The 20,477-nt window shown below is 39.9% G+C and carries 19 protein-coding genes; all 19 read left to right on the plus strand.

Annotated features, from left to right (window positions below; genetic code table 11):
- The first annotated feature begins 15 nt into the window (after window positions 1-15).
- A complete protein-coding gene (locus tag QE450_RS21855; protein ID WP_204826365.1) occupies window positions 16-234 on the plus strand; it encodes a cold-shock protein in 219 nt (72 codons plus the stop codon).
- Between the two features lie 246 nt (window positions 235-480).
- Window positions 481-1,662, plus strand: a complete 1,182-nt coding sequence (locus tag QE450_RS21860; protein ID WP_274171206.1) for a GntR family transcriptional regulator — start codon at window positions 481-483, stop codon at window positions 1,660-1,662.
- 178 nt (window positions 1,663-1,840) lie between these two features.
- Window positions 1,841-3,157 (plus strand): glycoside hydrolase family 125 protein, encoded by a 1,317-nt coding sequence (locus tag QE450_RS21865; RefSeq protein WP_307302110.1) that lies wholly within the window; start codon window positions 1,841-1,843, stop codon window positions 3,155-3,157.
- 97 nt (window positions 3,158-3,254) lie between these two features.
- Complete coding sequence (locus tag QE450_RS21870) at window positions 3,255-4,616, plus strand: extracellular solute-binding protein (protein ID WP_301262973.1); 1,362 nt, start codon at window positions 3,255-3,257, stop codon at window positions 4,614-4,616.
- 112 nt (window positions 4,617-4,728) lie between these two features.
- Window positions 4,729-5,637, plus strand: coding sequence for a carbohydrate ABC transporter permease (locus QE450_RS21875; RefSeq protein ID WP_273614540.1), 909 nt, complete (start codon window positions 4,729-4,731; stop codon window positions 5,635-5,637).
- Between the two features lie 13 nt (window positions 5,638-5,650).
- The gene (locus QE450_RS21880) at window positions 5,651-6,508 is read left to right on the plus strand and encodes a carbohydrate ABC transporter permease (protein ID WP_373462021.1); all 858 of its coding nucleotides are present in this window, start codon (window positions 5,651-5,653) and stop codon (window positions 6,506-6,508) included.
- A 218-nt stretch (window positions 6,509-6,726) separates the two neighbouring features.
- Window positions 6,727-7,755, plus strand: coding sequence for an agmatine deiminase family protein (locus tag QE450_RS21885; protein WP_307302114.1), 1,029 nt, complete (start codon window positions 6,727-6,729; stop codon window positions 7,753-7,755).
- 45 nt (window positions 7,756-7,800) lie between these two features.
- Window positions 7,801-8,676 carry an N-carbamoylputrescine amidase gene (gene aguB / locus QE450_RS21890; RefSeq protein WP_273614542.1) on the plus strand — a complete coding sequence of 292 codons (876 nt, stop codon included), beginning with the start codon at window positions 7,801-7,803 and terminating at the stop codon, window positions 8,674-8,676.
- 271 nt (window positions 8,677-8,947) lie between these two features.
- Window positions 8,948-9,805, plus strand: coding sequence for an aldo/keto reductase (locus tag QE450_RS21895; RefSeq protein WP_307302117.1), 858 nt, complete (start codon window positions 8,948-8,950; stop codon window positions 9,803-9,805).
- A 34-nt stretch (window positions 9,806-9,839) separates the two neighbouring features.
- Window positions 9,840-10,304 (plus strand): SRPBCC family protein, encoded by a 465-nt coding sequence (locus QE450_RS21900; protein ID WP_307302118.1) that lies wholly within the window; start codon window positions 9,840-9,842, stop codon window positions 10,302-10,304.
- Between the two features lie 47 nt (window positions 10,305-10,351).
- The gene (locus QE450_RS21905; RefSeq protein WP_273614545.1) at window positions 10,352-10,813 is read left to right on the plus strand and encodes an SRPBCC family protein; all 462 of its coding nucleotides are present in this window, start codon (window positions 10,352-10,354) and stop codon (window positions 10,811-10,813) included.
- Between the two features lie 35 nt (window positions 10,814-10,848).
- A complete protein-coding gene (locus tag QE450_RS21910) occupies window positions 10,849-12,855 on the plus strand; it encodes a DUF2207 domain-containing protein (protein WP_307302120.1) in 2,007 nt (668 codons plus the stop codon).
- 138 nt (window positions 12,856-12,993) lie between these two features.
- Window positions 12,994-13,161 (plus strand): hypothetical protein, encoded by a 168-nt coding sequence (locus QE450_RS21915; protein ID WP_273614547.1) that lies wholly within the window; start codon window positions 12,994-12,996, stop codon window positions 13,159-13,161.
- A 202-nt stretch (window positions 13,162-13,363) separates the two neighbouring features.
- The gene (locus QE450_RS21920) at window positions 13,364-13,957 is read left to right on the plus strand and encodes a TetR/AcrR family transcriptional regulator (RefSeq protein WP_307302122.1); all 594 of its coding nucleotides are present in this window, start codon (window positions 13,364-13,366) and stop codon (window positions 13,955-13,957) included.
- A gap of 14 nt (window positions 13,958-13,971) precedes the next feature.
- Window positions 13,972-14,850: a substrate-binding periplasmic protein gene (locus QE450_RS21925; protein ID WP_274171196.1), complete on the plus strand. Its 879-nt coding sequence runs from the start codon at window positions 13,972-13,974 to the stop codon at window positions 14,848-14,850.
- An 87-nt stretch (window positions 14,851-14,937) separates the two neighbouring features.
- Window positions 14,938-15,582, plus strand: coding sequence for an amino acid ABC transporter permease (locus QE450_RS21930; RefSeq protein WP_273614550.1), 645 nt, complete (start codon window positions 14,938-14,940; stop codon window positions 15,580-15,582).
- Between the two features lie 21 nt (window positions 15,583-15,603).
- Window positions 15,604-16,350, plus strand: coding sequence for an amino acid ABC transporter ATP-binding protein (locus QE450_RS21935; protein WP_273614551.1), 747 nt, complete (start codon window positions 15,604-15,606; stop codon window positions 16,348-16,350).
- 27 nt (window positions 16,351-16,377) lie between these two features.
- Window positions 16,378-16,803, plus strand: coding sequence for an OsmC family protein (locus tag QE450_RS21940; protein ID WP_274171195.1), 426 nt, complete (start codon window positions 16,378-16,380; stop codon window positions 16,801-16,803).
- Between the two features lie 205 nt (window positions 16,804-17,008).
- Window positions 17,009-20,473, plus strand: coding sequence for a PAS domain S-box protein (locus QE450_RS21945; RefSeq protein ID WP_307302127.1), 3,465 nt, complete (start codon window positions 17,009-17,011; stop codon window positions 20,471-20,473).
- Window positions 20,474-20,477: the final 4 nt, after the last annotated feature.

Genomic DNA, 20,477 nt, shown 5'->3' on the forward strand with positions numbered 1-20,477 from the left:
GGGAGGGGACTACACATGTACTATTCACGGAAAAATCCATCGCAAGAGATTCCAATGGCAATGACTGATATATGGGAATGTACAAATCCAGATTGCAAAGGATGGATGCGAGATAACTTTGCACTTGCAGATGTACCGGTTTGTTCACAATGCAAGTCGCCCATGACCCGCGCTCAAAAAGAATTACCGGTGTTGGATAATACGAGCTATAGTAGACCCAACAAAAAGCGTTAATTCGGATGAAGAGTTTATCAACAATATTAAAAAGCATTAGTTTACTGATGGATGATTGTGATCCACAGATAGACTGATGCTTTTTTTAATTTAATATCATTTGAGATTAACTGAATATAACAGTCATTTACATAAACAATAGAAAATGATAACTATAATCCAAATATTTGGTGTATACCTCTTTGCATAAATGATATAACATAGTATACTAAATGATAATAGTAAATCTAAATTGAAGGTGATTGTATGGCAGATAGTTCAATATCGCTTAAACCGAGATACGAGCAAATGTATTTAACGTTACGTAATCGTTTTCATTCAGGCGAATATACAATAGGAGATAAGATTCCATCGGAGAAAGAATTGATGGAACAATTCGAAGTAAGCCGGATTACTTCGAAGAAAGCGTTAGATATGTTAGTGCAAGATGGATATATTGTACGGCAACCCGGTAGAGGTTCTTTTGTTATCTATAATGGAGATCAACTTGAAGTGATAGAAACAGAAGATGGAGACAAATATGATGCTCCAAGCAGACCACGTACCGATCGTAATCAGATTGTACTTGGGCTGATTATGGAAGATTTTAGCGATAGTTATGGTAAAGAAATGCTGGTCGAAATGGAAAGAACTGCGCAAAAAATGGGTGTATATTTGATGTTACGGCTTTCTTTTTCACAGACCGATATCGAAGAAAACGCGATACGAATGTTGAGAGATTATGGAGTTGATGGATTGATTATTTATCCGACACGCGGGCAAATATTTAATTCAGAGATCTTAAAATTGGTAATAGATCGCTTTCCACATGTACTGGTCGATCGCTATGTCAAAGGGATTGATTCGACGTCGATTAGCACGGATAATGTAGCCGCAGCAAGCCTGGGTACACATTACTTGTTGGATCAAGGACATCGTCATATCGCGTTATTAACGTCCAAAGTAACCGATAATGTAGCGATTGAAGAACGAATCGAAGGATTCGTACAAGCCCATGCGGAACGTGGTGTGGTACTGGATCGCTCGTCGTGGTTAACCGATATGTACTGGAATAGTAATCAAGAAGAAGATGAGCAAGTGCTTGTTCAACATAATGTAGATATGATCCAGCAGATGATCGAAGCACATCCGCAGATCACAGCATTATTTGCGATGCAGTATGAACTAGCATTATTCGCCAAAGAAGCGATCGAACATATGGGACTGCATATCCCACAGGACATTTCAATTATTTGTTTTGATAGTCCGCAGGCAAGTGCAGCGTTATATCCATTTACACATATGCAACAAGATCAACAATCATTAGGCAGATTAGCGATAGAAAATGTACTTGCGCTGATCGAAGGTGCATCATTGCCTAGCAAAATTTCGTTACAAGCGAACTTGATTCATGGACATTCTGTTGCAGAAGCGTCTGTTCATTCATAAGTAATCTTATCCAAAGATGTATCTTGCTTATTAAGAAGATACATCTTTTTTGCATAGATATACATTTTGCATACTTAATATTTTTCTTTAATAACATAATATAATGTATTGACATGTTAATAAGGTGTGATTTATTATATAGCTATAAATGTAAGCGCTTAATAAGAGGGGGATTGCAATGAATGATATCGGAAATGATGTGTTACCACTCTCTGTTCAACAATTGATAGCAGATGTACAAGCTCATCTTACAGAACGTCCCAAGCTTGCACGTATGTTCAAGAACTGTATCAGTAATACACTAACGACTACGCTTAAGCCTTTAGAAGATGGAACTGTATTTGTAATCACTGGAGATATTCCTGCAATGTGGTTACGGGATTCAGCCGCGCAAGTTAGACCTTATCTTATCCTTGCTAATGAAGATGGAGAGTTAAGTGATCTAGTAGCCAATGTAGTCAGACGACAAGTACATTATATTCAGCTTGATCCTTACGCGAATGCTTTTAATGAAGCAGAGAATGGCAATGGACACCAGGACGATAAGACTGATATGAGCAAATGGATCTGGGAACGCAAATATGAGATCGATTCGCTATGTTATCCGATTCAGTTAGCTTATCTATTATGGCGAACTACAGGAAGAACCGATCATTTGGATGAACATTTCCGCAAAGCCTGTCATATTATTATGACATTATGGCGTACTGAGCAGAAGCATAATGAACATTCACCGTATACGTTTGAACGAACCGATTGTCCGGTATCCGATACGCTCCCTTATGAAGGCAAAGGAACTCCGGTTGGCTTTACAGGGATGACATGGTCAGGATTTCGACCGAGTGATGATGCTTGTGAGTACGGATATTTGATTCCTTCGAATATGTTTGCCGTAGTGGTATTAGGTTATATGGAGCAGATCGCAAGCGAAGTGTATCAAGATGAAGAATGGATCTCTCAAGCTTCTCTATTAAAAGCACAAATTCAAGCAGGTATTGAGGGATATGGTATTGTAGATCATCCTGAATTTGGACGGGTATATGCTTACGAGACCGATGGATTAGGCAATTACAATCTGATGGATGATGCTAACGTACCCAGTCTACTTTCGCTTCCTTATCTAGGTTATTGCACGCTAGACGATCCAATGTATCAAAATACTAGAAAGTTTATACTCAGTCAGCACAATCCTTATTATTATAGCGGTACAGCAGCTCAAGGGATTGGTAGTCCTCACACTCCTCCTCAATATATATGGCATATTTCGTTAGCTATGCAAGCTTTGACATCCCAACATCAATCAGAAATTCTATCTTTGTTACACACTTTGGAAAATACCGATGCAGATACTGATTTTCTTCATGAAGGCTTTCATATGGATCGACCGGAAGAATATACGCGTGAATGGTTTTCATGGGCTAATTCGTTATTCAGTGAACTGATTTTGACATACTGCGGTTATACAGTTCCCAGCGGTAAAATTCAATCGTCATAAGCTTGTGCAGTAATAGCTATTACGTCATACCCGGTAAATAACACCTTAGATGTCACATGATGTTGTACCCAGAATTAACGATAAGGGAGCGATAACGATGGCAAAAGGCAAACGTAAATGGATAGCAGGGTTATTGGTTAGTTTGACTGTATTAACAGCAGCATGTTCGAATAACAGCGCAGGAACGAGTGCGTCTGGTGGAGACTCTTCTAACAAAATCGTCAAAGTGGCTTATGGAAAATGGAATGAAACAGATAACTGGGGAAAATGGTTAACCAGTGTCAAAACAGAATTTGAGAAAGCGCATCCAGGTGTAACTGTTGAATTACAACCGATCCAAGGAGCACAATACGCGACCAAAATTCCATTATTGATGTCTGATCCAAGTACAGCTCCAGAAGTACTGGCTGAAGATTCTTTTATGATCAATGCAGATAGTGAAGCAGGATATTTGGAACCACTTAAAGTAGATAGCTGGTCAGATTGGAGTAATTTTAACGAAGCTATCAAAGCCGCGGCAAAAGGAAAAGATGACAAAACGTATGGCATCCCTTTCTCTACAGATGTACGTGGATTGTATTACAACAAAGAGCTATTTAAAAAAGCGGGCTTACCGGTTCCATGGCAACCTAAAAACTGGCAAGATATTTTAACCGCTTCCCAGACGATTCATGAGAAATTACCAGATATTATTCCATTCTGGATGAACTCCGGTAAAGCAGGTCAAGAAGCGACAACGATGCAGACGTTTGAAATGTTATTATACGGCACAGAAAATCCGCTATATGAAAATGGCAAATGGATTACACAAAGTCCGGGAATCTTGAGCTCGCTTAACTTTATCAACAATATTTATTCTAATGGCTTCGGGCCACCATTATCTCAAGTGTTGACTGCACAAGCAGGTCAAGTATTAGAAACAGACTTGATGCCGAATCAAAAAGTTGCGATTGCACTTAATGGTAACTGGTTGACAGGGACATGGGCATCTTCAGGTAGCAAACCATGGCCAGAAGCGTTAGACGTTTATGATTTTGTCAAAATGCCAACAGAAAATGGACAAGCACCTGGATTCACTTCTATGTCTGGTGGCTGGACACTTGCTGTAGGTGCTAAATCTGTAGAAAAAGAATTAGGTTGGGAATTTATTCAACTGGCTGTCAATGAAAAACACAATAAAGAATTTGCGATGTTAGATGGGGCATTAACACCTCGCCTTGACGTAGCGAAAGACAAAGAATATAGCGAACAACCGGGTACATTGTATGCCAAAGCGGCTGATTTTATCACTTACACTCATGTTCGTCCAAGTACAGCCGATTATCCTGTTGTCTCTACGGCTATTCAAGAAATGGTTGAAAAAGTAGTCACTAAAGGGGCGAGCCCTCAAGACGCAATGACCCAATATGCGCAAAGTGTACAGCGTAGTGTGGGTGCAGACAAAACAGAGACCAAGTAAAGGAAGAGCATCGTTCAATCTATGATTGGTAGATAAGGTTGAGTAGAGGCGGGATCTAGCGTCGATCAGCCTTATCTGCTCGTCAGGATTGTCCGGTAAAGGAGGGTTCCAGATGGAAGTGTCACATCCGCGTGTGTCCAAACCCAAACGCCATGGAAGTGGTGAGCAATGGCGGGCAGCTTTATTTTTATCCCCTAGCTGGTTGCTATTGTTACTGTTCTTTTTTGTTCCAACGATTTTGACATTTTATTTTGCTTTTACCAATATGGCACTTACCGGTGCAACAGCAGCCAAAACAGAATTTATCGGGTTTGAGAACTTTAAATACATGTTTCAGGATGCTAACTTTCGTACGTCCGTATGGAATACATTAATTTTCTTAATCTTTTCAGCAGTGATCGGGCAACAAGTGATGGGCTTTATTATCGCTGTAATGATGAACGGTCGCAAACAATGGTTCCGCAGTGTCATTGGTTCGATCGTGATTGCAGGTTGGGTAGCTCCAGAAGTGGTATGTGCGTTTGTATGGTTTGCCTTTTTAAACGATACAGGAACCGTAAATACTGTTATTGAATCGCTTGGAATGAAGCCGATAGCCTGGTTGTATACTTTTCCAATGGTGTCTGTCATTATCGCTAATATCTGGCATGGTACAGCCTTTTCGATGATGGTATTTCAGGCGGCACTAGGAGATGTGCCAAAAGAAGTTGAAGAATCAGCGATGATTGATGGTGCTTCAGCATGGCAACGGATGATTCGAATTACGTTACCGATGATTATGGGCTCAGTCACTACAAATATGGTATTGGTGACATTGCAGACGCTCGGTTCATTTACATTAATCTATGCGTTAACCGGTGGTGGACCTGGGATGGCGACCGAGACATTGCCTATCTATATGTATCATCAAGCTTTTGTAAATTATCAATTAGGTTATGGTACAGCGATCTCACTAATGTTGTTAGTGATCGGTATTGTTGCCAGTCTGTTGTATATGCGCATGTTGAAAGTGAAGTTATAAAGGAGGAGAGACCATGAGCAGTCTAAATCTCGGTAAACGGCGTCGCATGAATCGCTTTGTCGTTGCACGTACGTTGCCTTATATTATTCTCTCTCTAATCGGTATGTTATTTTTATTACCTTTATTATGGTTATTATTTGCATCGCTTGATCAAAATGCGACATTAGCTCTCAAGCTTCCAAGTGCATTTACATTGGATAATTACGTCTCTACTGTTACCAATACCGATAACCAGAAATCGTTTGGTAATGGATTGATATTGGCTGTCGGTCAGGCACTGCTTGTAGTGGTTGTAGCAGGGCTTGCTTCTTATCCATTGTCTCGTTATCAACTCAAGTATAAACGTTCCTTTATGTATATTATTTTATTTGCTACAGGCTTGCCAATTACAGCCGTTATGGTGCCTGTTTACCAATTTTTTATCTATTTCCGTATGCAGGATTCGCTCTTTTTTACCGTACTGTTTTTGACTGCATCGGCACTTCCTTATTCGATCTGGATGATGAAGAACTTTATGGATTCGGTTCCGCTTGAATTGGAAGAAGCGGCATGGGTAGATGGTGCTTCGATCTGGACGACATTGCGATTGGTTATTGTACCGTTAATGTTACCGGGTATTTTTACTGTAGGCATCTTTGCTTTTGCAGGCAGTTGGGGTAACTTTTTGGTACCGTTTATTTTGTTACAAAGTCCGGATAAATTACCTGCCGCAGTAACGATTTATCAATATTTTGGGCAAAATGGTCTGGTGCAATATGGTACACTTGCTTCGTTTTCAATTATTTATACGATTCCAGCAGTGGCATTATATATTATCGGACAGCGTTATATGTCGCAAGGATTTAGCTTTGGTGGTGCGAATAAAGGTTGATCTCCATATGCTCTAATGTATTCAAAGCATGTGTTAAAAAGAGTGATGATAGCTTGTAGATCATTGCTCTTTTTTTTTGATTTGTTGCTCTATATCGAAAATTGTTGTCAGTTTACATAAAATTTACTGAAATCACTTGGTACAATAGAAGGAGTATTGTATGATATAGGTTGTGAAATCATCCCAATACTTATGAATGGACAAGGTGAATAAATATAATGAAACCAATAGATTTGCAATATAAGATGCCTGCGGAATGGGAACAACATGAACGTACATTATTATCTTGGCCGATTATGGATTCGATGGTCTATCCTGATGATTATGCTACTGTATGTGATGGATATGAAGAATTAGTGAGTGCGATTGCTGAATTTGAGCCAGTTACACTGGTTGTGAATCCAGATGATGTAGACAATGTCAGCAAACGTTTTGTCGGTCAAGCGGTAGACTTTTTGCCACTTGCACATAATGATGCTTGGTTACGTGACAATGGCCCGACGATCGTTGTTAATGATAAAGGTGAACGTGCAGGGATCAACTGGCACTTCAATGCTTGGGGTGGTAAATACGAGCCGTGGGATCTGGATGATGCAGTAGCTCCAGCGATTCTCAAACACTTGAATATTCGTCAATTCGATGCACCACTTGTACTTGAAGGCGGTTCGATTCATGTAGATGGTGAAGGCACTATGCTGACAACTGAAGAATGTCTGCTTAATACGAACCGTAACCCTGATCTATCTCGCGCAGAGATTGAACAGCATGTCAAAGACTTTACCAATGTAGAACAAATAATCTGGCTCAATCGTGGTCTTGCTGGCGATGAAACAGATGGTCATGTTGATAATGTCGCTTGTTTTGCAGCTCCTGGTAAAGTGATTATTCAAGTGTGTCATGATCCTGCCGATGATAATTATGAGATCACGCAAGAAAACCTAGGTATCTTAAACAATGCTGTAGATGCCAAAGGACGCAAATTGGAAATTATCGAGATTCAGCAACCACCTATGGTGATGCATGGTGAGCAACGTTTGACACTAAGCTATTTGAATTTCTACTTCGTCAATGGTGGTATTATTTTACCAGTATTCGGCGGTACAGCAGAAGAAGCGGATCAACATGCGATGAATGTATTGCAAGACACTTTCCCTGATCGCAAGATTCGTGCCATCAATGGTATGGCTGTGATTCGCGAAGGTGGTAACGTCCACTGCACAACGCAACAAATTCCTGCTCAAGCTTAATATAGACCTACATGACCTTACTATAGAAAGGATGATAACAACATCATGAGAAATGTAAAAGTAGCGGCTACTCAAATGAGCTGTACGTGGGATATCGACGATAACATCCGCAAAGCAGACAAATTGGTTCGTGAAGCGGCGGCGCAAGGAGCGCAAATTATTTTGCTACAAGAATTATTCGAGACTCCATATTTCTGTCAGAAAGAAAAAGCAGAATATTATCAATATGCAACTGAATTGGAGCAAAACAAAGCGATCAATCATTTCCGTCTAGTGGCGAAAGAATTAGATGTGGTGTTGCCAATTAGCTTTTATGAAAAGAAAAATTATGCGCGTTATAATTCACTAGCTGTGATCGATGCAGACGGTGAGATTCTTGGTAAATACCGTAAAAGTCATATTCCAGACGGCCCGGGGTATGAAGAGAAGTTTTACTTTAATCCAGGAGATACAGGGTTCAAAGTATGGGATACCAAATATGCCAAAATCGGCGTCGGAATCTGCTGGGATCAATGGTACCCTGAAGCGGCACGCTGTATGGCATTGATGGGTGCAGAATTGTTATTTTACCCGACAGCTATCGGTTCTGAGCCACAAGATACATCGATCGATTCCAAAGATCACTGGCAAGCATGTATGCTCGGTCATGCTGGAGCGAACTTGATTCCTGTGATCGCTTCAAACCGAATTGGCAAAGAAGAAGACGAAGATTCTTCGATCAACTTCTATGGTTCTTCGTTTATTGCAGGCGCTCAAGGTAACAAAATTCAAGAAGCTGATCGGAACAGTGAAGGGGTATTAGTCGCTGAATTTGATCTGGATCAATTGGAAACGCAACGTCTAGAATGGGGCATTTTCCGTGATCGTCGTCCTGAATTGTACGGTATCATCGGTACGTATGATGGTGAGAAAAAAGTTTGATTCACCTATAGATCTAGTGATATACAGCATAATCGAAAAGCAACTCAAGCTTTTAACTCAAAAAACACTTTGTTATCTTTCGAGATAATAAGGTGTTTTTTTAGGTTCTATCTTTGCCGAGGTTGCATACGTTTTTGGAGAGATAGCATACATATCGTTATTCTGTTCAGTCTATGTGCTAAGTCATGTGATATGTATGAATTGTTCTTAATGGTTCAATAACGGTTAATACTACATTAAAGCATTAACAGACTGCTAAGGAGGATGACAGATGACTACTAAACGCCACATTACACTCAAAGACGGAACAGTTTTACCTGCAATTGGACAAGGAACATGGAATATGGGCGACGATTCTTCTCGTAGACAAGAGGAGATCGATGCGTTGAAATATGGAGTAGAATTAGGCATGACGGTGATCGATACCGCAGAAATGTATGGAGAAGGACGTTCAGAATTGCTTGTAGGTGAAGCGATTCAAGGGATGAGAGATCAAGTGTTTCTGGTCTCCAAAGTCTATCCTCATAATGCAGGTGGAGATTCCTTGATCCGTAGCTGCGAAAATAGTCTGAATCGATTGGGAACCGACGTGTTAGACTTGTATTTACTTCATTGGCGTGGACGTATTCCTTTGGAAGAAACGATCAAAGGGATGGAAAAATTGGTACAAGAAGGTAAGATTCGCCGCTGGGGTGTATCGAATTTGGACACAAAAGATATGCAAGAAATGATGAAATTACCTAATAGCGAACATTGCGCAACCAATCAAGTATTGTATCATTTGGGATCACGCGGTATAGAAGTGGATTTGTTACCATGGCAAAAAGAACAAGGGATGCCGATTATGGCGTACTCTCCACTAGCACAAGCAGGATCGTTACGAAGCGAACTCACTACAGATGCGACCGTACAACAGATTGCCGAGCAACGTGGCGTGCATCCTTTCCAAGTGTTGCTGGCATGGTGTATTCGTGATGGCAATGTACTGGCGATTCCCAAAGCATCCAGCCGTAGTCATGTAGAAAGTAACGCTCAAGCCGCAGAACTGGTATTAAGTGAAGCAGAAATCGCTCAATTGGATCAAGCTTTCCCTGCTCCAGATCACAAGGTATCGTTGGATATTATTTGATATGTACCACTATCGGTTCATCAGTAGCTGGAAGATGGAGACGACTAGAGAGCAATTGTGGGAACTTGTAGATCATTTCGAAAATATCGATTTCTGGCAAGGGGTAAGCTTTGCGAAAGTGAAGCAAACTGGAGATACCAACGGAGTTGGCGATGAGTACGAATGTACATTTCGCACCAAAATGTTATTCAAACTCAAAATTCTGCTAAAAGTAGCTGATAAAAGCAAACCCAATCAGTTTAAATTAATGGTAGAAGGCCCGCTAGCTGGCGAAGGAACTTGTTTTTTAGAAGAATTAGATGATGGACAGGCGACACTGATTCGTTGTGTCTGGGAAGTCCGTTTAGATCACTCTATGTTGCGAATGAGCAATCCAGTTATGCGCCCTGTCTATGTATGGAGTCATAATAAAGTGATGGATGAAGGGGTAGCAGGAGTAGGTCGACATTTGCAAGCCCGCGTATCTGAAGCTTCTCATATTACCAAAATATATCGTTAATACATCGCTGATGATCAGGCAACAATTTTTACACAGGGGGCATCATTATGGGGAAATATGAGTTCACCGAAAGCTGGTTACTGGAAGCAAGCACGCATGAGGTGTGGGATTTGATTAAAGATTTTGAAAAATTGCATTGCTGGCAAGGCGTGTCATTTCAACGGTTGCAAGAAGGTGCCAGCAAAAATGGAATAGGCGATAAATATAGAATGAATATGAGAACCAAGCTCTGGTATACGATTTCTCTTGATTTTGTAGTTACTGAAAAGCAAGAACAGACGCTGATTTGTCTGGAAGCTTATGGTGATCTTAGCGGTCAAGGGATATTCCGATTGCAAGAAAGTGGAGCGTATACTCGCCTGGATTACGATTGGCAAGTACACACCAACAAACCATGGATGCAGCGCTGGGAACCGTTGTTGCGTCCTCTTTTTATCTGGAATCATAATCGTGTTATGGGGGAAGCAGTGCGAGGTATATCTAATCAATTGGGCGCGCGTCTGGTATAATCAATAGATACTAATCAGATGCAGGAAGTGAATATATGTACCAAAAAGCAGTGCTACGACTACTATTAATCATACTAGTTATGGTGATTGCAGGATGTAATCACCAAGCAAGTGATGAAGAAGATTCGTACCGAATCGATGATGTAAATGTTCGAGCTTTTATTTTGCCGAATGGGAACTTGGATGTGCACGAGTTTTATACGTATACCTTTTTAGATGCTGTTCATGGAACTACTCGTTCTATAGGTCAACAAGGTCATAGGGGTATTTCTAATTTTCAAGCCTATGCTATTCCTAAAGGAGACAGTATACAGTCTATTATTGAACATCCTGAACGTTTAGAATTGTTACCGGTTCAGCAGTATAGTAACAGTAAGCTAGATACCTACCAAATTTTCAAGTCTTCTGTACATGAGACTCAATCTTTTTATTATCATTATGAAATTCAACAGGTTGTACATAAATATACAGATATTAGTGATCTTTACTGGTCTTTTTTTGATCAACAGAATAGTAGCACACTTCACAATGTCCAAATTAGTATTACATTACCGCAAAAAGGCTCAATACAAGATATACATGCTTATCTCAAAGACAAGTATGGCGGAACGCTTTTCTTTGATCAAAATCGAACAGTTTATTATAAAAATAAAGAACTCCCTGCACATCAATTATCAGAAATACGTATATTATTTCCAGCGCAAATGATGTCTAATATGCAGGCACAACCGATTTTAGCCAAAGATTCATTAATTAGTGAAGAAGACACATTGGCTATAAAATATGCATCAAGAACTGCAAACTTAGAACAGTTAGGATCCATTTTAAATCTTGTTATGATTGGGTTCATTCTTCTTATTATCGGTGGGTTAATCTGGCGAATCTATCATCATCGTCGTGCTAAAAATGCTCGCTTCGCTGTCGGAGAGTTAGAATATACAGATCCTTTATTATTAGCTTATTTGTGGCATCCAGGTCAGATTATACCTGAAGATATTATAGCTTCGTTATTCTCTTTGTATCGTCGGAATGTGATTACTATAGAGACTGTTCCGATTCGACTTAATTATCTTCATGATAGTACAGCACCGGATTATACATTACGCTTCTCAATTAAAGATGTGATTTCTATCCCTCTGCAAAAAGATGAACGTTATTTGTTAGAATGGCTTTTCACTGACTCTCAACGCAGTTTTACATTAGATACTTTAGCAGGACCGACTTCGCAAGAAAAGCATGATCCAGAGCGGATGGAATATTATCGTGTTCCATATAAAAAATTTTATAAACATTATCGAAAATGGAGCAAACAAGTCAAAAAACGGCTAGATTGGAATAGCTACTATCATGCGCCTATGCTGTTGTCTCCTACATGTATTATGCTAACGTTACTACATGCAGGTATGCTGGCTTATTTATACGTGATAGATATTTTGCCGTCGTTCACAACTACTATAGGATTAACTAGTCTAATCATCATGACAGGAATTACGATCGTATATTATCGTTCCAAATTCGTATTTACGTTATATATGATCGTATATGTATTGATACTGACACTTGGTGTGACTATATCCGAGGTATACAGTCTGTTACTATGGTGTAGTATTTTATTATTAATAGGGCGTTATGTATTACCTAATAAAGTATGGACAGCTCAAGGATTGCCTTATCGTTATGGAATTAAGTCATTTCGCGAGCAATTACGTACAGGTGGTTATACACATGAGAATAATCCAGAACAGTTAGATCTATTACTCCAATACAGTATTATTTTGAAAGAGGGTACATCTTTTTTAGCTACACATCCTCAGCTCACTAGTTATCAACATATGAGTCAGACTGTTCCATTATTGTCTTGGGCAGAAATAAATACTTATACCATTCAATACACCTATCAGACGATGAAGCGATCCACATATTCTCCATCGGATTCTTCAACAATCTATACTCCTAATTATCGTAACGATTCAGATCAAAACCATTCCGATTCTTCTTCTAATCATTCTTCAGGTGGCGGAGGAGGAGCAGGTACTTTTTGAGAAATAACGATTTGCTTTCATATATATTTAACATTATGTTTACTTCATTAAAGATCGGGTAAGTTGTAGATAAGCAATACACACAGGAATCAAATGAAATGAACGTATATATTGAATAGGATGAAGGAGGAAACGAAAATGACTGGAAGAAAAGCGTTATGGAGTGCTATTGGAATGGGTGCAGCGTACCTTATGCGTAACAAAAGTGCACGTGATAAAGTGATTTCTCAAGTTCGTCGTGTAGCAACGTCGATGCGTGATAAGAAAAATGGTAATTCATCCAACACAACGAACAATAACTATTAATAGATTAGATCATAAAAAGACAGATCAAACGTCTACAACGTATGCTTTATACGAGGTGGGCGTTTTTTTATTGACAAATACCAAGTTATCAGATAGGATTTAAAAATAAACCGACTGACGAGTCAATCAAGGGGTTGATCGTATCGATCATACAACGTTAAGTTCTCGTGAACAGGATGCGATAGAGAAGCGTGAAAAGTTAATGCAGATTGCCCTCAAGCAATTTGTTGATGCTGGTTATCATGCAACTAAAGTGTCTGATATTGTTGCAGAAGCAGGGGTAGCGCAAGGAACGTTTTACTGGTATTTCAAAAGTAAAGAAAGTATAGCACTTCAAATTATAGAGCAAGGTAGACAGCAGTTACTGGAAGTGATTGGCGTAGGTTACCGTACCCATTCAGGTACTGCGGATGATATGGTGCAAGCTTCGGAGAAGTTGTTATATCGATTATTTCAATTTGCCGAGCAACACACTCATTTGATGCGAATGTTGCTTGATGGCACAGGATTTAGCGAAGCAGTACGGGAACAGATTATGCTTACCCGTTCACAGATGGAGCAAGGATTTGTGCAAAATATTCAGCGGGCGATAGAGTTAGAGATGTTACCTGTACATACGGAAGCATCTGTACGAGCAGCTTTTCTAATGAGTCTGATCGAAGGGGTAATTGTACGCTGGTTGTTCAGTTCAGGTACAAGTACATCTTCTTCAGGGCTGGTGAATCATACTGCTGAACAATTGGCAAAAGAAACAGCACGTTTTGAATTTTATGGTCTGCTGGGCAGAACCGATTAAAGGAGAATGCAATAATGAAATCATTACGTCGTACGTCTACACCGATCGTTTTGGCAATGTTACTTATGGTGGTAGTGGTATTGAGTGCTTGCGGTAATGCGGCTCCACGTTCTACAGCTACTGATCCAGCGAGCAATACCAGTGCAGAGACTACAGCTACCGCTACTTCAGGTAATACACTGGAAGCGATCAAATCTGCTGGTGTACTGAAAGTCGGATTAATGGGCACATATGCACCTTATAATTTTTTGAATGCAAATAAAGAAGTAGACGGATTCGATGCAGATATCGCCAAAGAAGTAGCCAAGCGTCTAGGCGTCAAAGCTGAATTTACAACACAAGCTTTTTCAGGATTGATTCCAAGTTTACAAGCAGGCAAGTTCGATGCGATTATCAGTCAGGTTACAATTACAGACGAACGTAAACAACAATTGGATTTCTCTGATCCGTATATTACCAATCAGGTCAAAATTATCGTGAATGCCAACAATACAGATATTACAAAGCTAGCTGATTTTAAAGATAAAAATATCGGTGTAGGTCTGGGAACCAATGATGAGACCTACCTACGTACAGAAGTATTGCCACAAGTCGGTAACTTTAATATCAAAACGTATAACGATGTAATTACTTCTTTACAAGATTTGAATGTAGGTCGTATTGATGCCACGATCAACAATATCTATGCTCTCAAACCTATCGTTGAAGAAAATGGATTCAAAATCAAAGCTGTCGGTGATGCAATCAAGTCCGACCAAGCTGGTATTGCGATTCGTAAAGATAATCCTGACCTTTTAAAAGCACTGAACAAAGCGTTAACAGATATGAAAGCAGACGGTACGTACGAGACTATTTTTGTAAAATGGTTCGGTGAAAAGCCTGCTGCTGAATAATAACAATTATCAAAGCTTGATCAGGACTGCGTTCACTACGGTGCGCAGTCTTCTGTTTTACCATGATCAAGAGAGGAGATTATAGATATGCAATTAGTATGGGATAACCTCCCTTTTCTTTTAAAGGGTGCAGGTTATACATTGTTGATTACGATCATATCCATGTTTTTCGGATTGATTATCGGGGTGATCGTAGCGATTGCACGTATGCAAGGCAACCGTCCGATTCGCTGGATTGCCCGGTTTTATGTATCTATTATTAGAGGGACGCCGGTGCTTGTACAGCTAGTGATCGTGTATTACGGGCTGACTGATTATGGAATTACACTGGATGCGATTCCTGCCGCTTGTATTGCTTTGAGTATCAATATTGGTGCGTATTTATCAGAGACTTTTCGCGGAGCGATTCTTTCGATTCCAAAAGGGCAGACCGAAGCGGCTTATGCAACAGGGATGACATCAGCACAGACGATGTGGCGTATTATTTTACCACAAGCGGCACGTACAGCGATTCCACCGATGGGAAATACATTTATCGGTATGCTTAAAGAAACGTCATTGGTATCGGTTATTACGGTCACCGATCTATTGCGATCTGCTGATTTGTTGATTGCTCAATATTATGTATATATGCCTTTTTATATTGGAATTGCGATCATGTACTGGATCATGAGTACGATATTCTCGACGATTTTGGAACGTATTGAACGACGATTGGCTAAAGCATACTAAAACGAATGTGAGGGAAGTATTATGATCCAAACTCGTGGATTGTCCAAAACATTTGGTACACATCAAGTATTACATGAGATAGATCTGGATGTGCAAGCAGGCGAAATTGTTGTACTGCTAGGCCCCAGCGGTTCAGGAAAAAGTACATTACTGCGCTGTCTAAACGGATTAGAAGATCTAAGCGCAGGTTCGATAGAAGTGAACAGTATTCAAGTAACTAGCACGATGAAGCTGAAAGAACGTCAGCACAAAATGCTCCAAATTCGTAGACAGACAGGTATGGTATTTCAACAATTTAATTTGTATCCTCACAAAACAGCACTCGGAAATGTAACCGAATCTCTCCGAATGGTCAAAAAGCTAGAAGCGACTCATGCTCGGCATGTCGGCGAACGGGTATTGGATCGAGTAGGTTTATTGGAAAAGAAAGATCAATATCCTTCAAGGCTTTCAGGAGGGCAACAACAACGTGTCGGTATTGCTCGTGCATTAGCAATGGAACCAGACATTATTTTATTTGATGAACCAACATCGGCACTTGATCCAGAATTGGTAGGAGAAGTGTTGGATGTTATGAAATCTCTAGCACAAGAAGGAATGACGATGATTGTTGTTACCCATGAGATGAAATTTGCCCGTCAGGTGGCGAATAAAGTGATTTTTATGGATGAGGGACGCATTATCGAGCAGTCTGATCCTGAATCTTTTTTTGAACGACCTGTAACAGAAAGAGCGCAACGTTTCCTTAGTAAAGTGATGGATTATTAATATAATATACGAAAGCAGGTAGAGATCATGAACGTAACTACAGTATGGAATGGTAAAAGAGCATTTGAAGCAGTAGGTCCTTCCGGCTATCCAATCGGTATGGATGCTACAGCCGCGTATGGTGGCGATGGTAAAGGCGCAACACCGATGGAATTATTGCTTGCGGGTCTAGCAGGATGTATCGGTATTGATATTACAATGATTTTGGATGCGTTTTTGCATAATATTAATAAAATTGAGATCGAAACGGAAGGTACGCGCAAAGAAGCTATGCCTAAAGGATTTACTGCGATCGATCTTATTTTCAAAGTAGATGGAGATATTCCAGATTATCGTGTGTGGAAAGCGATTCAAATGGGCAAAGAAAAGTATTGCGCTGTCTCTGATTCACTAAGTGCAGATATTCATTATCGTCTGATTTTGAATGGTGAAGAAGTAGTACAACCTGCTTAATAGTAAAGAGATATCTTGTTGCTTATACAAGATATCTCTTTTTTTATATCATAAGCGTGATCTTGAATCGGAATAAGTGAAAAATTATACATAATAAAGATAGTCAACGACTATTCGTTAAACGCATTAAAGGGTAGTTTATACATATGAAAGCTTTCCGAGTCTCAATTGCGAAAGTGCGTACGGCAACATGGAGGGGAATACAGTGATTAACCATTCAGAACAAAATCAATTGATTTATGAACATATATATCGTATGTCTCCTTTTGGGATTGCTGTGATTTCACCTAAAGATGGAGCTTGGTTACAGGTGAACCCTGCTTTTTGTAAAATGCTTGGTTACTCTGAAGAAGAAATGTGCCGGATGCGAGAAGAAAATATTACTTGTTTGGAAGATCAATTCCAAATCGGATATCAAAGTATATATGCACAAATGAAAGAAAACCAATCCGAACAATATCATACAGAACATCGGTATTTGCACAAAAAAGGTCATTTAATCTGGACTTCTATCGATATTTCGATTATTTATGATATGCAGCATCAACCGTTATATTATATTGCTCAATTTCAGGATATTACTTCGCAAAAAGAACATGAAATGATTATTGCGGAGAATGAAGATTTATATACTTTAATTACCGAGAATGCGCGCGATTTAATTTCATATAGTACGCCGGATGGGATATTGCGTTATGTATCAGATTCATTTTATGCTGTGCTAGGCTATCATCCTGAAGAAATGATCGGGCAAGATCGAATGCAATATTATCATCCTGATGATGCATTACAAATGAAAAATAGTGGGAATACGTATCTAGAATGGGGTACGATGACCCGTCGTCTTAAACATAAAAAAGGTCATTATTTGTGGTTCGAGATTTTATTTCAAGTAGTACGCAATGATCAAGGAGAGATCGAGAAAGTTCTAGGTGTTGGACGTGATGTGAATGAACGCAAAAAGAATGAAGATCGACTGGTTGAAGCTCAGCGCATCGCGCATATTGGAGCATGGGACTGGGATATTTCGAATGGCTCCTTTAGTTTTGCAGAAGAAACAAGACGTTTGTTTGGATATGCATTTAGAGCGGAAGAGCCTTATAGCGAAGATATTTTGAAAATGATCCATCCTGAAGATCTACCGGATTTCCGTAAAGCGATTCGTTACACGATGCTTACTGGTGAAGGCGGCGAACATATTTACCGGATTATTTTAGCCGATGGTACGATGAAATATTTGCAGTCTCACTGGAGTGCAGCACTTGATGATCGAGGTCAACCGATTCATATTATTGGGATGACTCAGGATATTACAGAGCGCACACGTATGGAAGAACGTCTCAAAGATAGTGAACGTAATTATCGCTTGATCTCAGAGCAATCGCTAGATTTTATATCACGTAATTCTGTAGAAGATACTACGTATCTGTATTGTTCACCTGCTTGTTATTCTATTCTGGGTTATCAGCCAGATGAGTTAGAAGGAACACCAGCAATAGAGTATATTCATCCTGATGATGTAAGTGATATCAAACAGTATATGACCCTGAATCTGCAAGGAGAACAGCCTCAACCGATTACGTATCGTCAGCGCCACAAATCAGGTAGCTACGTATGGATGGAGTTGTCCGGTCGGTATGTATACGATGAACATGGCAATATTCAAGAGATGGTGTCGATCGCGCGTGATATTAATGAGCGCAGACAGGCGGCTTTGTTAATCGAAGAAAGCGAACAACGGTACAAATCGTTATTTGAATATAATCCAGCAGGGGTATTTTCATTTGATGTGAATGGACGTTATACCACTGTTAATTCTAATATGGAAAAATTACTAGAACGTACAGAAGCCGAACTGATCGGTATGCCTTTTGAACCGCTGGTCGCTCCTGAAAATATTTATGATACAGCGGAACATTTTGAACTGGCTTTAAAAGGGAAACCGCAGACGTATGAATCTCAGATTATTTTGAAAAATGGAGATCGGCGCGCCATCAGTCTGGTGAATGTGCCGATTGTAGTAGATAAACAAATTGTAGGTGTCTATGGTATAGCAACAGATATTACTGAAATGAGAAGGTATATTGAACAGATCGAGAAATTGAGCAATGAGTATACACTGATTCTGAATTCAGTCTCTGAAGGTATCTTCGGTCTGGACAATGAAGGCGTTGCTACTTTTATTAATCCGGCGGCAACGCGGATGTTAGGCTTCCATGCACGTGAGTTGATTGGTAAACATCTGCTGGATATGTTCCAGCTAGCTCATCCAGATGGAGGGCCGTATGTAGCGAAAGAAAATCCGATCTATGTTGCTCTATTAGAAGGTTGTTTTCATGAAGAACAGGAAGCGATTTTCTGGCGTAAAGATGGTTCCAGCTTTCTCGTATCGTACCGTATTACACCGATCTGGGATCGAGGTAAGCGCAAAGGTGCTGTTATTGTATTTAATGATATTACGAATGAAAAACAGATTATTCGTGCCAAAGAATTAGCGGAACGTGCCGATCGTGCGAAGTCTGAATTTTTGGCTATTATGAGTCATGAGATTCGGACACCGATGAATGGCATTATCGGCATGACAGGATTATTGGCAGATACACCACTAGATGAAGAACAATTGAGCTATACCGAAATTATTAAAGACAGCAGTGATGCGTTACTGCATATTCTGAATGAGATTTTAGACTTTAGTAAAATAGAAGCCGGTAAAATGGTACTGGATCATGAACCGATTGATCTAGTGATGTTAGTCGATAGTGTACTGGATCTATTCACTTCTCGCGCTGCTGAAAAAGATATTCAGTTAACTTATCATGTGGACAACCGTGTTCCTGCTTCGGTCGTCGGTGATGCGTCTCGCTTGCGACAAGTGTTGGTTAACTTGGTTAGTAATGCGATTAAATTTACCGATCAAGGAAGTGTACGATTGTCGATTTCGCTATTAGATATGCGCTCGACAGGAGAATGTATTTTGGAGTTTGAGATCAAAGATACCGGAATCGGTATATCTTCTGACAAACAGGATAAACTGTTCCAATCGTTTTCTCAGCTTCATCCTGCCATCAACCGTAAGTATGGAGGAACAGGTCTAGGTCTAGCTATTTGTAAAAAGCTGATCGAGCTGATGGGTGGTTCGATCGATGTAGATAGTGAAGAAGGGCAAGGAGCAACATTCCGTTTTGTAGTTCCTTTCAAACCATTTGAAGAACCGAAAGCTATTGAAGCCATAGGGACAAATAGTGAACAACAGAACCGTTATATGATGCCTGAATTTAAGTATGGCCCTTTACGGATTCTACTGGCAGAAGATCATCCGGTTAATCAGAAATTAATGGTAGAGATTTTGAAAAAGATAGGTTATCAAGCAGATGTAGCGAATAATGGACGTGAAGCATTATCGGCGGCTATCGCTCATCCTTACGATATTATATTTATGGATATACAAATGCCTGAGATGGATGGTATTGAAGCTACATGTAATATCCGGGAGCGTCTAACCGAGCAAGAGCAACCAGTGATTATTGCGGTGACTGCTTTTGCACGAATGGAAGATCGTCAAATGTGTTTGGACGCAGGTATGCAAGACTTTATTAGTAAACCATTACGCTTTCCTGATATTGATCGTGCATTACAACAATATGCTAAATATATTCAGCAATCCGAATAAAGGA

Origin of the sequence: Paenibacillus sp. SORGH_AS_0306, assembly GCF_030819345.1 — a bacterium.
GTDB lineage: Bacteria > Bacillota > Bacilli > Paenibacillales > Paenibacillaceae > Saccharibacillus > Saccharibacillus kyungheensis.

Bases quoted from the DNA above. Each gene is read 5' to 3' on its own strand.
- QE450_RS21855 (WP_204826365.1), top strand. From the start codon at position 16: ATGTACTATTCACGGAAAAATCCATCGCAAGAGATTCCAATGGCAATG.
- QE450_RS21860 (WP_274171206.1), top strand. From the start codon at position 481: ATGGCAGATAGTTCAATATCGCTTAAACCGAGATACGAGCAAATGTAT.
- QE450_RS21865 (WP_307302110.1), top strand. From the start codon at position 1,841: ATGAATGATATCGGAAATGATGTGTTACCACTCTCTGTTCAACAATTG.
- QE450_RS21870 (WP_301262973.1), top strand. From the start codon at position 3,255: ATGGCAAAAGGCAAACGTAAATGGATAGCAGGGTTATTGGTTAGTTTG.
- QE450_RS21875 (WP_273614540.1), top strand. From the start codon at position 4,729: ATGGAAGTGTCACATCCGCGTGTGTCCAAACCCAAACGCCATGGAAGT.
- QE450_RS21880 (WP_373462021.1), top strand. From the start codon at position 5,651: ATGAGCAGTCTAAATCTCGGTAAACGGCGTCGCATGAATCGCTTTGTC.
- QE450_RS21885 (WP_307302114.1), top strand. From the start codon at position 6,727: ATGAAACCAATAGATTTGCAATATAAGATGCCTGCGGAATGGGAACAA.
- aguB (WP_273614542.1), top strand. From the start codon at position 7,801: ATGAGAAATGTAAAAGTAGCGGCTACTCAAATGAGCTGTACGTGGGAT.
- QE450_RS21895 (WP_307302117.1), top strand. From the start codon at position 8,948: ATGACTACTAAACGCCACATTACACTCAAAGACGGAACAGTTTTACCT.
- QE450_RS21900 (WP_307302118.1), top strand. From the start codon at position 9,840: ATGGAGACGACTAGAGAGCAATTGTGGGAACTTGTAGATCATTTCGAA.
- QE450_RS21905 (WP_273614545.1), top strand. From the start codon at position 10,352: ATGGGGAAATATGAGTTCACCGAAAGCTGGTTACTGGAAGCAAGCACG.
- QE450_RS21910 (WP_307302120.1), top strand. From the start codon at position 10,849: ATGTACCAAAAAGCAGTGCTACGACTACTATTAATCATACTAGTTATG.
- QE450_RS21915 (WP_273614547.1), top strand. From the start codon at position 12,994: ATGACTGGAAGAAAAGCGTTATGGAGTGCTATTGGAATGGGTGCAGCG.
- QE450_RS21920 (WP_307302122.1), top strand. From the start codon at position 13,364: ATGCAGATTGCCCTCAAGCAATTTGTTGATGCTGGTTATCATGCAACT.
- QE450_RS21925 (WP_274171196.1), top strand. From the start codon at position 13,972: ATGAAATCATTACGTCGTACGTCTACACCGATCGTTTTGGCAATGTTA.
- QE450_RS21930 (WP_273614550.1), top strand. From the start codon at position 14,938: ATGCAATTAGTATGGGATAACCTCCCTTTTCTTTTAAAGGGTGCAGGT.
- QE450_RS21935 (WP_273614551.1), top strand. From the start codon at position 15,604: ATGATCCAAACTCGTGGATTGTCCAAAACATTTGGTACACATCAAGTA.
- QE450_RS21940 (WP_274171195.1), top strand. From the start codon at position 16,378: ATGAACGTAACTACAGTATGGAATGGTAAAAGAGCATTTGAAGCAGTA.